The 11,819-nt window shown below is 35.3% G+C and carries 9 protein-coding genes; 4 read left to right on the forward strand and 5 right to left on the reverse strand.

Annotated features, from left to right (window positions below):
* Position 1: 1 nt before the first annotated feature.
* Together HYI43_11650 and gltB are read right to left on the reverse strand one after the other, a co-directional pair.
* Positions 2 to 1,465, reverse strand: a complete 1,464-nt coding sequence (locus HYI43_11650) for a glutamate synthase subunit beta (GenBank protein ID UDI79159.1) — start codon at positions 1,463 to 1,465, stop codon at positions 2 to 4.
* Positions 1,466 to 1,482: 17 nt separating this feature from the next.
* Positions 1,483 to 6,003, reverse strand: coding sequence for a glutamate synthase large subunit (gltB, locus tag HYI43_11655; GenBank protein UDI79160.1), 4,521 nt, complete (start codon positions 6,001 to 6,003; stop codon positions 1,483 to 1,485).
* Positions 6,004 to 6,165: 162 nt separating this feature from the next.
* Between gltB and HYI43_11660 the strand changes: the two genes are divergently transcribed.
* The 3 genes from HYI43_11660 to HYI43_11670 all read left to right on the forward strand — a co-directional run bounded on the left by HYI43_11660 (position 6,166) and on the right by HYI43_11670 (position 9,107).
* Positions 6,166 to 7,053 carry a LysR family transcriptional regulator gene (locus HYI43_11660; protein UDI79161.1) on the forward strand — a complete coding sequence of 296 codons (888 nt, stop codon included), beginning with the start codon at positions 6,166 to 6,168 and terminating at the stop codon, positions 7,051 to 7,053.
* A 129-nt stretch (positions 7,054 to 7,182) separates the two neighbouring features.
* Positions 7,183 to 8,304 carry a YibE/F family protein gene (locus HYI43_11665; protein UDI79162.1) on the forward strand — a complete coding sequence of 374 codons (1,122 nt, stop codon included), beginning with the start codon at positions 7,183 to 7,185 and terminating at the stop codon, positions 8,302 to 8,304.
* Complete coding sequence (locus HYI43_11670) at positions 8,301 to 9,107, forward strand: YibE/F family protein (protein ID UDI79163.1); 807 nt, start codon at positions 8,301 to 8,303, stop codon at positions 9,105 to 9,107. Before HYI43_11665 ends, HYI43_11670 begins: the two co-directional genes overlap by 4 nt.
* Positions 9,108 to 9,222: 115 nt before the next feature.
* Here the strand turns inward: HYI43_11670 and HYI43_11675 are convergent, their stop codons facing one another.
* Positions 9,223 to 9,687, reverse strand: a complete 465-nt coding sequence (locus HYI43_11675) for a GNAT family N-acetyltransferase (GenBank protein ID UDI79310.1) — start codon at positions 9,685 to 9,687, stop codon at positions 9,223 to 9,225.
* An 8-nt stretch (positions 9,688 to 9,695) separates the two neighbouring features.
* Complete coding sequence (locus HYI43_11680) at positions 9,696 to 10,085, reverse strand: NUDIX domain-containing protein (GenBank protein UDI79164.1); 390 nt, start codon at positions 10,083 to 10,085, stop codon at positions 9,696 to 9,698.
* 126 nt (positions 10,086 to 10,211) lie between these two features.
* Here HYI43_11680 and HYI43_11685 point away from each other — a divergent pair, with 126 nt between their 5' ends.
* Entirely contained in the window at positions 10,212 to 10,490 is a 279-nt protein-coding gene (locus HYI43_11685) for a hypothetical protein (protein ID UDI79165.1), read from the forward strand.
* A 115-nt stretch (positions 10,491 to 10,605) separates the two neighbouring features.
* On the opposite strand, the gene HYI43_11690 is transcribed toward HYI43_11685, so the two are convergent.
* Positions 10,606 to 11,592, reverse strand: coding sequence for a LysM peptidoglycan-binding domain-containing protein (locus HYI43_11690; GenBank protein ID UDI79166.1), 987 nt, complete (start codon positions 11,590 to 11,592; stop codon positions 10,606 to 10,608).
* Positions 11,593 to 11,819: the final 227 nt, after the last annotated feature.

The raw sequence follows: 11,819 nt of genomic DNA on the forward strand, positions 1-11,819 counted from the left end.
TTTAAACTAATACTTGTTGTTGTAGATATTGATCAACGGATTGTGCCACCGCACGACCTTCTTTAATTGCCCATACAACTAAACTTTGTCCACGTCTAGCATCTCCTGCAGCAAATATTTTATCTTGATTCGTTCTATAATCCGTTTCATCAGCTACTATTTTATTTTGTCGCGTAGCAACATTAAATGATCTTGGCACTGTCGGCTCGGTTCCTTCAAAACCAATTGATAATAATACTAAATCAGCTGGCCAATGTCTCTCAGTACCATTAACTACTACCATGCCTTCCGGTGTTTCTTCCAAAATCTGAGTATAAACGCCACGAACATTGCCTATATGATCAACGTCATAACGCATTGTTTGAACACCATATGCACGAGGTTCTCTACCGAAACGCGCTTCATATTCCTTATGTGCGTAATCCATTTTGAAGACAGGCATTGCTAGAGGCCATGACGTGTTACTTTCAAACGTAATTTCTTCCGGAGCTTTCGTATACTTATTAAATTGTACGATAGATTTACAGTTTTCACGCAAAGCTGTCGCTACACAGTCTGCACCTGTATCTCCAGCGCCAATAATAATCACATTTTTATCTTTAGCTGTGATGGTAGCTTCATCAATTTCTCCATTGAGTAACTGTGTTTGTTCAGTAAGATAATCCATTGCAAAATGAATACCCTGACCCATGCGTCCCTCTAATGGTAAATCACGTGCTTTTTGTGCACCTGTACATAAGATAATTGCATCATATTGTTGTTCTAATTGTTCACGCGTAATATCTAGACCTATTTCAACACTTGTTTTAAATGTGATACCTGCTTCAGTTAAAAGTTGAACACGACGACGTACAACGTCTTTATCTAATTTCATATTTGGAATACCATACATCAGTAACCCACCAGGTTCTGCTGCTTTTTCAAACACTGTAACTTGATAACCTTTATAATTAAGTTCTTCAGCAGCGGTAAGCCCTGATGGTCCGCTTCCTACAATGGCAACACTTTGATTTAAATGACGTTGTGGATATTTTGGTTTGACCCAGCCATTTTCAAAAGCTTCATCAATAATTGTACGTTCGATACCTTTAATGGCAACCGACTCGCGATTAATCTTCATGACGCATGAATTCTCACATGGCGCAGGACATACGCGTCCAGTAAAATCAGGAAAATTATTTGTCTCACTTAAACGCTGATATGCACCTTTAAAATCTTTGCGGTAAACCAAATCATTCCATTCAGGAATATAATTCCCTATTGGACAGCCAATTGTTTCCCGCCCGAAAGGAAGACCCGTCTGACAAAATGGTGTACCACAGTCCATACACCGTGCCCCTTGAACTGAAGCTTCATCTCGAGTAAAACGTTGTTGAAACGCTTGATGATTGTTCAAACGTTCAACAAGTGATAATTCAGATAATGATTGTTTCTCATATTTCATAAACCCCTTAAATTCACCCATAACAGACGCTCCTTTCTTTAGTAAATAACTGCTGGCTGTAACGCTTGTTCTATAGCTGTTCGATTATCATAAAATGCTGCTAGTTTAGCTTCATCCTCTTGTGGTAATCGACGACGTTGTAATTCAATTTTTTGCATCATTAATTCATAATCTTTAGGTATTACTTTGACGACTTTTTCCGAAATATGTGCAAAATCATCGAGTATTTCGGCTGCGCTAGTACTTTGAGTATAGCGATAGTGTTCTTCTAACATTGACTTTAACAACGCTTTTTCTTGTTCATGTCGTACTTCTTTAAATGCTAAAGTAGGTAATTGGTTTATACGTTTGAATGTTTCAATATCGCTTGGGAAAGTGTAGCAAACGCCACCACTCATGCCTTGCCCGAAGTTTTTACCAACTTCTCCTAAATTGACAACATGACCTCCTGTCATATATTCCAAACCGTGATCGCCAATACCTTCTACGACTACGTCAACACCGCTGTTACGGATACAGAAACGTTCACCAGCACTACCATTAATGAAAGCTTTACCCCTTGACGCGCCATAGAAGCATACATTACCAGCAATAATTTCTTTTTCACGTTGCTGATTCGGTGCTTTAACGACAACCGTACCACCGGATAACCCTTTTCCAACATAATCATTTGCATCACCTGTATGATGTATTAATAATCCTGGAGGCGCAAAAGCTGCTAGACTTTGACCGGCATGTCCATGTGTTTCAGCTACGATGGTTTCTTCTGGTAACCCTTCACTACCATGTTGTTGGGTAATATAACTGCCTGTAATAACCCCTACATCACGTTGCTCATTATTAACCTCATATTTACCTTTGAATTTCTCACCATCATTAATCTTTTGTTTAGCGTCTTTATAAAGATAATTTAAGTCGAAACCAATATCTAAATGGTGATTTTGACTGATTTCTTTCGTGTTTGGACCTTCGACTGGATATAATAATTTTTCAATATCTATTGTTGCCGCTTTCGATTCTGGATGAATTTGACTAGAACGTTGCAACAAATCTGTACGTCCCACCAATTCTTCAACTGTTCTTAATCCTAACGTTGCAAGTACCTCTCTCAATTCTTCTGCAATAAAGTGCATAAAGTTTATAACATGATCTGCTTTCCCTCTGAAAAGCGCTCGCAAATCTTTATTTTGTGTGGCAATACCAACTGGACATGTGTCATTATGACAAACACGCATCATAATACACCCTAGGACAACGAGTGGTGCTGTCGCAAAGGCAAATTCTTCAGCACCTAAAGCACAAGCCAGTGCCACATCTCGTCCAGTTAATAATTTACCGTCAGTTTCTAAACGAACACGACTACGTAAATCATTAAGTTTCAATGTTTGATGTGTTTCAGCTAAGCCGATTTCCCATGGCAAGCCAGCATGTTGAATACTTGTCTTCGGTGAAGCACCAGTACCTCCATCATAACCACTAACAACGATTTTATCGGCAAAGGCTTTAGCTACACCTGAAGCAATCGTACCAATACCTGTTTTAGATACTAATTTAACCGCAACATCTGCATTTCTGTTTGCATTTTTCAAGTCATGAATCAATTGTGCTAAGTCTTCAATTGAATAAATATCATGATGTGGAGGTGGTGAAATTAAACCAATACCAGGGGTTGATCCACGTGTTTCAGCAATCCAAGGATAAACTTTAGTACCTGGTAACTGTCCACCTTCGCCAGGTTTAGCACCTTGAGCAACTTTAATTTGTAGTTCTTTAGCGTGTTGTAAATAATCACTCGTAACACCAAATCGTCCTGAGGCAACTTGCTTAATCGCACTTGATAAAATATTGCCGTCTCCTTGAATTTCGTAGCGTTTAGGATTTTCTCCACCTTCACCACTATTACTTTTACCACCTAAACGATTCATTGCTTGAGCTAACGTTTGATGTGCTTCTTCTGAAATCGAACCGTAACTCATTGCACCAGTGTTAAAACGTTTCACAATTGCTTCTACCGGTTCTACTTCAGTGATATCAATAGGTTTATGGATTTTAAATTCTAGTAAATCACGTAAATGGTCCTTTCTATGTGCATGAACGGCTTCAGAGAATGTTTTAAATTGTTTATAATCGTTTTCTCTACAAGCATGTTGCAATAAGTGAATCGTTGTTGGATTAAAGACATGATGTTGTCCTTGTTGACGCCATTGGAAAGTACTTCCTGATTCTAAAAATGCTTGATGTTGACTTTGACGTGCCTTATTTTCATGATCAATATGTTGAATGCTTAAACCTGACAATTTAGATTGTGTGCCTGTGAAATACTTATCTATAACTTCATGTGATAGCCCTACTGCCTCAAATATTTGCGCACCATGATAACTTTGAACAGTGGATATGCCCATTTTGGCCATCACTTTAATAACCCCTTCAGATAAAACACGCGTATACGTTTCAACATTGTCAGACACAGTACCTTCAAGACGTCCATCTTCAGTTAAATGTGCAACAGTTTGTTGAGCCAAATACGGAATCACTGCGTTTGCGCCGTAACCTACTAAGCAAGCTACATGATGCACTTCGCGTGTTTCACCTGATAATGCCACCAAACTTGTATCCATACGTAAGCCTTCGCGTATAAGCAATTGATGAACATGACTAATAGCGAGTAACATTGGCATTGCATATTGTGAGATTGCATTACAATCATTAGATGCATCCATCGTAAGATCACTATCATCAAGCACTAAAATAGTGTGCCCTTCTCGAGTAGCTTGGATAGCAGCATTTCCTAATCTTTCTAACGCTTGTTCAAGATCATCTTGATAAAGTGTAGATAAATGTTTCACGTTAAACTTACTCTGCTTTATCTTGTCTAATTGCGTTAATGTTAAAACTGGTTTAGATAATTGAATACGATCTAACACTTTAGTATCGGGTTGAAGTAAATTACCTTCTCCACCCAAATAAGATAATTCACTTGTGACAATCTTTTCACGATATGCATCTATTGGGGGATTGGTTACTTGGGCGAATAGCTGTTTAAAATAATTAAATAAAGATTCTGGACGTTCATTGAGTATCGCAAGTGGTGTATCATACCCCATAGCACCAATAGGCTCTTTTTTACCCACTACTAAATCAACCATATATTTGTAAATATCTTCTTTCGTATAACCAAATTGACGCTGTAATTCAAATAATTTTAAAGGATTTAATAAACTTTGATTAAATACTTCTTTATCTAATTTCAAATCAACTTTATGGTTATCTAACCATGTTTTATATGGATGGCGTTTCGCAATGTGTGCTTTTAATTCATTATTTTCAATGACTTTATGTGAATTAAAATCGACAAGCAATAATTTACCTGGGTTAAGTTGTCCTTTAAAAGCAACATTATCTTCTGGTACATCTACTACACCTACTTCTGAAGAAAAAACGATAAAGTTATCTTTCGTAATTGTGTATCGTCCAGGACGTAAACCATTACGGTCAGTTAATGCACCTATTTTATCTCCATTACAAAATGAAATCATGGTTGGTCCATCCCAAGGTTCCATTAAGTAACTATAAAATTCATAGAATGCACGCACATTTTCATCATTCGATTTGTTGTATAACCATGGTTCTGGGATAAGCAACATAGCCGCTTCTTCGGGTTCCATTGCCAGTGATAAAAATTCTAAAGCGTTATCTACAATAGCTGAATCACTACCATCTTCATCTACAATTTGCTGTACTTTCTTATGCTCCTCACCAAATAACGTTTTAATTAACTGTCTTTGACGTGCCCGCATCCAATTTACGTTGCCTTTGATAGTGTTAATTTCTCCATTGTGCATTAATAGACGATTAGGATGTGCGCGTTTCCAACTTGGGAAAGTATTTGTACTAAATCTTGAGTGCACAAGACATAACTTAGATTTGTAATCTTCATGATTAAGATCCAAATACAACTTTTTAATCTGATCTGAACGTAACCAGCCTTTATAAACGATGGTTTTATGAGATAAGCTTGTAAAATAAAGTTCTAAACTTTGTGACTCTCCATATTGCTCAATTTGCTTTCTTGCTAAAAATAGTGATTTCGTAGGATTTTCTAGCGATTGTATATCGATAAACACTTGTTGAATAGCAGGCATCGTTGCCGCTACATGTGGGGCTACTGCCTCTATATCAACGGGTACGTCACGATAACCGATGACTTTTAACCCTTCGCTACGAAAGTATTTGTTAAATTGCGCTTCATGAACTGTTCCTTGTATTTTCTTTTGAGTGAAAAAAAGACCTACCGCATAATTCCCCTCATTAGGTAAGTCAAATTCTACATGTTGTTTAAAAAATTCAAATGGTATTTCAGTCATAATACCGGCACCATCACCAGTAATCCCGTCAGCACCAACACCACCGCGATGATCTAGTCTACGCAACATTTCTAATGACTTTTCAATGATATCGTGTGACCTTAAATTATCCATATTTGCATAAAACCCAATACCACATGCATCATGTTCCTCTTGGTAATCATACAATCCTCTTTTTAATCTTTCATCAAACATGATGCCCACTCATTTTGAGAATTTTCAGAAAATTTACTGTTAATAATAATTAATATAATGTAAAATATTTATCTGAACAATATATCAAATAGATAACATCATTCTAAAAATTAGAACGGTTACTCATTATTGCAAATTTTAACTTACAAAGGAGTGTTTTACTTGGAGATTAAACAATTGAGATACTTTATTGAAGTTGCCCGTAGAGAACATATTTCTGAAGCTGCTTTAGAATTAAACATTGCGCAATCAGCTATAAGTAGACAAATTACCTTGTTAGAACAAGAACTTCAGGTCACGTTATTTAATAGACAGGGGCGTAATATTCAATTAACTTCACACGGTAAAGCATTTTTAAATCAGGCTACACATATTTTAGAACAACTGGATGAAACGGTAGCACTTTTTCAACAAGAAAATCTTAAAAACACACGTATTATTAATCTGGGATTTGAAGAAAGTTACGCGTCACAGATGATTACAGCCATTATTCAAACCTTTGAACGCCAACATGATAGTGACATTATTCCTAACCTTATGACCACTTCGGAAATCATAGACGCACTTAATGCTGGTGTTATCGATGTGGGTCTAGTGGAGATTACGTCAGAACTGCAAGCGGACTCAAGCCTCTCTCTGAGACCTCTGTTCGAAGAAACGTATCATTTATATGCGCCTAAAGATGATCCAATTGCTTTAACGATTAATCCACCACTAAACCAGTTAACGAAACAACCGTTATTTACGTTAAAGTCATTGGCACCAACGATTGAAAGACGTTTAATGCACATAATGAAACAATCGCTTAATACAATAGGTTCTGAAACATTAGCAAGCTACTTACTAAAACATCGTCGCGGTTACGTCATAATGCCAGACTATCTATCACTATCAGATACGGCGGAACATTTAAGCGATATTTCTTTAGCGCACACAGACTTAAAACGTTCACTTTGCGTCGTTTCTAAAAAAGATAATAAAAAGACAGATATTCTCAACTTTTTAAATTTAATACAACAACTATTAAATAAAGTGACGACTTACCATTAAGTTATAGGTGTTTTCATAGCAATTTGTAAATCAAAATAGTTACTATTTGAATATAGATGCATAGAAGCGTATAATCATTTGGCATAACAAAGGGTAAAAAATTAAAAAAGTTAATGAGGTTTATGGTTTATGGATATAAAGAAACAAAGTAATTCACAACATCGTCTGATAAATCGCGTCATACTAGCGATTGGCATAATATTTTTAGGTATCTTCATTTTCACCTTTTTTAATGCACCTTTCTACAACACGCCTATTGGAAAGATTACTCACGTAGAGACCGGTAAGGCACAAAAAGTAGTCGACGAACAACATAATACGGATTACAAGTACAAACAACATTTAACATTAACGATATTAAACGGTAAATATAAAGGTCAATCTACAACTGTTGATAATACATATGTTAAATCACAAGCTGACTCAGAACATTTTAGTAAAAATAATAAAGTTTTAATGCACATCCAGAATAATCCTAAAGATGCGACCATATTAGAGAAAAAACGTGACAGCCTTACTGTGGCTGTTGTAGGTATCTTTGTCATGTCTCTCCTCTTAGTAGGACGCAATGTAGGTTTACAATCGATTCTATCACTTGTCTTTAATACTGGAGCCGTGATTGCAGCGATTGCGATTCATGATAAACACCCATCAGTCAATTTATTCTTGCTAATGAGTGGCACGATTATACTTGCTACTATTGTGACTCTCCTATTAGTAACGGGCTGGCACACGCGGACATGGATTACCATTGCTGGCACACTGATAGGCACTTTTTTGAGCATTGGTATAACGCAATTAATTATTCAACTTACTGATGGTAACGGTATTAAATATGAAACGATGAGTTTCTTAACATTACCTCCTAAAGACGTCTTCTTAGCCTCAGTACTTATTGGATCATTGGGCGCAGTAATGGACGTCGCGATTACAATATCTAGCGGTATGTATGAAATCTTGCAACGTACGCCTGATATCTCACTATCACGTTGGGCATTAGCCGGACGTAACATTGGACAGGATATAATGGGTACAATGACAAATATATTGTTGTTCTCATATTTATCAGGTAGTTTAGCTATGTTCTTAATTTATTTGAAAAATGCTAACACCATTACGTACACCATTTCGATGAATTGGTCATTAGAAATTGCCCGTGCCTTAACAGGTGGTATTGGTATTGTCTTAACGATTCCAGTGACAATTGGTTTAATGGTGTTATGGCTTAAATGGAGAGGTGTTACACGATGAACGCAATATTTTTATTAGCACTTATTCTATTTGCGTTGATGATTATTTTTGGTGGTAAAAAAGGGCTTGTTTCCTACTTAACATTATTTTTGAACTTTATTATTTTAATTATTAGCATCATATTCATTATATTTGGCATGCCAATTTATCTCGTATCCTTTATTTTCTGCATTGTCATTGCAGCTTGTAACCTATTTATCTTAAATAGTTATAATACGAAGACAAAAGCTGCTTTTATCGGAACGATCACAACTACGATTCTATTAATTATTGGCATATATCTATCTGTGAACTTAGGTCACCTACAAGGTTTTGCGACTGAACAACAAGATGAAACATATATCTTTTCAATGAATATAGGTATTGATATGGTGCAATTTTCTGTTTTCACGATTATTTTAGCAGTCATTGCTGTGGTAATTGACTTAACGATTACAATTAGCTCACCAATGTATGAACTGAACGCAACTAATCCTAATTTGTCACGCACAGCACTATTCCAATCTGGTATGCGTGTAGGAAGAGAAATATTAGCGACATCTGCGAATACCATTTATTTAGCTTATTTCGGTGGCCAATTAACATTGTTCTTTTGGTTCTTCCAATTGCATTACTCTTTTGGACATATCATTAATTCAAAGATTTTCGCTCAAGAGTTTATTTCGATTTTACTTGGAGGAATCGCCGTAGCCATCAGCATTCCTATTACTGCTTGGATTACAGCATTTCTAATTAAACACCCTAAGTTCAATCAGAAGTCTCAAGATGATATTCCAAACACTATTTCTGAAAATGAAGTATAAATATGTAAGTCTGTAAAGCACATCAAAAAAACCGTAAAACTTAACAATTTGAGCATAAGATACACCCCACAAAGTTAGACTTTTTTAGCTTAACTTTATGGGGTGTGTTTTAATTTTATATTTGGTAACTCATAATATGTACAGGTCGGCCTTCTAATACTGTATCGCCTATATAGGTATATTGTGCTTGTTTGTACAATTGGATTGCCTTTTTATTATCCGTATTGACTGTTAATACAATTTCATTAATATGTGGAAATGATTTTTTAATATATTGTGGCAATATTTCAATGACTTGTTTACCGACCCCTCTACCACGATATTTCACATCTATACTAAATGAGCGAAAAAATATAGCCTGTTCGTTTTCACTATACGGTTCAACACCTTTACCTTCGTGTAATGTAAAATAGCCCACACACTCGCCATCTTCAAATACTAATGTTGGATGTCGTTCTACATCGTCTTTTGCCAGCGCTATATTGTGACCCGGCGTTCTTGTAAACTTTCGATCTTCTATTAAATTTTCAAATTTATCTATGAAGGGTTGATCTTCAGTGGTATATGGTCGTATATTCAATTGAATCACTACTTTCTCTCTGAAAATGTTTCAATCCATTTGATAACAGCTGGTGCAATGTATGTTGTATCAGATTTATCAAACCACTTAATATCTGTAATTTCATTGTCAATTTCCACATTTGACCAATCAATCTGACGATTTACTTTAAAACCGTTTAGCTCAGTCAACGTATCTTGTTGAGGATATGCCTCTCCAACTACTGTACCAATATAGGTAAAGTCATCTTGAGTAAAGTCTAATCGCAACTCTTCTTTTACTTCTCGTTGTATAGCTTCTAGTTGCGATTCACCTTCATCAATTTTACCACCCGGGAAATAATACTTTTCTCTATGACGTACTTGTACTAATAAAATTTGGTCTTTTGTTTCTTCTACTAGGCAGACACACTTTATCATGCTATATAACTCCTTAGTTTAACCTTTGTACTTCAAAAACATAGCTTAATTTAGTATGATGTTAACATATATTAGTAAACTAAATGCTATTTTAATTACATTTAGCATTGTGGGAGGATATTATTCATGGCAAAAAAATCAAAATTAACACGAGTTTCAAGCTTAGTAAGTACTGCCGGATTTATTGTTGATGGTTATAATGGCATTAAATTTGATGCTAAAAATAAAAACTTAGTGTATTTATCTTTAGGTTTAAGCGCAGTAGGTACGCTTCTTGATTTCATCGTATCAATGAAATCACCTTACAAATTCCGTAAAGTAACAGCATTCGGATCATTTATCATTAACGTTACACGTTTAGCTTCAAGCTTTAGAAAAGCTAAAGAAGATTATAATTTCCAATAAAATTAGAAAAGCTAATCATAAGAACGTCATTTAGATGTGCATTCCAATAAGTTAGAGTTTCGTTTAACTTATTGGAAGTACATTTTTTTCTTAATGATTAGCTTTTTTTAACGTATTAATGAATAAATTTATAACTACGTACTTGATAAGCAGGAATTGTACGATATGTTAAAATTCCTGGACTCGCACTAAAGTTCATTTCTGAAACTAAAATACTACCGTTACTGTTCACTCTTTCTACAAAAGCAACATGACCATAGTAACCAGCACTTGATTGAGCAATAGACCCTACAGTTGGATTATAGTCTATTCTATAACCATCTCTAGCTGCTGCGTTAGCCCAGTTGTTTGCATTCCACCAATATGTACTAATACCTTTACCAATTGCCGCACGACGATTAAATACATGCCATGTACATTGCCCCCAATCATATAGGTTTCTATGATTGAATACTGGTGAATAATAATTTGATTGTACAGAGCGTGTTCCATATGAATTAGCTGGTGCTGAACCGCTAACTCTTAACTTTTGACCTGGATAAATAAAGAAATTACTTAAACCATTCAAACGCATAATGTGTTGATAAGTCGTATTATATTTCGATGCAATGAGCGATAATGAATCACCATATTGAACAGTATATGTACTACTTGATTGATTAGCACTTGAGTTATGATATGCATGTGAATTTGAGCTAGCTGTTCCAGACACTTTTAATTTTTGACCTGGATAAATAATGAAACTATTTAAACCATTCAAATCCATAATGTGACGATATGTTGTTCCATATCGACTAGCAATTGAAGATAAATTATCTCCATATTTCACTGTATATGTACTACCTGAATTACCATAATATGAACGGTTTGAATAACTAGAAGAGCCTGATACTTTTAATACTTGATTTGGAAATATAAGATTTGATGATAAGCCATTTAATGATTTTAATTTAGATACTGTGATGCCATAATGATTTGAAATTGACCATAATGATTCACCACTTCGAACTGTGTGCGTTGTTGATGCTTCAGCTTGATGAGCAAATAATGTACTTAGTGCTCCTGTCCCTATTACTGCTGTTGCTAGAATTTTTTTATTCATACAAAGCGCCTCCTTGATCTTATGCTTGTCCTTTGGTTAACTCACCACTTATTCTAGTTGTACTAGACACTTATCTGTATTAAACCTTTATTACTTACTTCTTTCATCCGTTCAAGTAGTGTACTTATATTAAATTAATACAAACTCGTATGATATTCCATTTCATTTTGATTACATATTTATGAAATTTTTGTACACTTGTTATAAAATTAAAAAATTATATATTA

Origin of the sequence: Staphylococcus taiwanensis (assembly GCA_020544305.1) — a bacterium.
In the GTDB taxonomy this organism is placed as follows: Bacteria; Bacillota; Bacilli; order Staphylococcales; family Staphylococcaceae; genus Staphylococcus; species Staphylococcus taiwanensis.

What these genes read in the sequence shown, in the direction of transcription:
- HYI43_11650 (UDI79159.1), bottom strand. Translation starts at nt 1,465, where the DNA reads ATGGGTGAATTTAAGGGGTTTATGAAATATGAGAAACAATCATTATCT.
- gltB (UDI79160.1), bottom strand. Translation starts at nt 6,003, where the DNA reads ATGTTTGATGAAAGATTAAAAAGAGGATTGTATGATTACCAAGAGGAA.
- HYI43_11665 (UDI79162.1), top strand. Translation starts at nt 7,183, where the DNA reads ATGGATATAAAGAAACAAAGTAATTCACAACATCGTCTGATAAATCGC.
- HYI43_11670 (UDI79163.1), top strand. Translation starts at nt 8,301, where the DNA reads ATGAACGCAATATTTTTATTAGCACTTATTCTATTTGCGTTGATGATT.
- HYI43_11680 (UDI79164.1), bottom strand. Translation starts at nt 10,085, where the DNA reads ATGATAAAGTGTGTCTGCCTAGTAGAAGAAACAAAAGACCAAATTTTA.
- HYI43_11685 (UDI79165.1), top strand. Translation starts at nt 10,212, where the DNA reads ATGGCAAAAAAATCAAAATTAACACGAGTTTCAAGCTTAGTAAGTACT.
- HYI43_11690 (UDI79166.1), bottom strand. Translation starts at nt 11,592, where the DNA reads ATGAATAAAAAAATTCTAGCAACAGCAGTAATAGGGACAGGAGCACTA.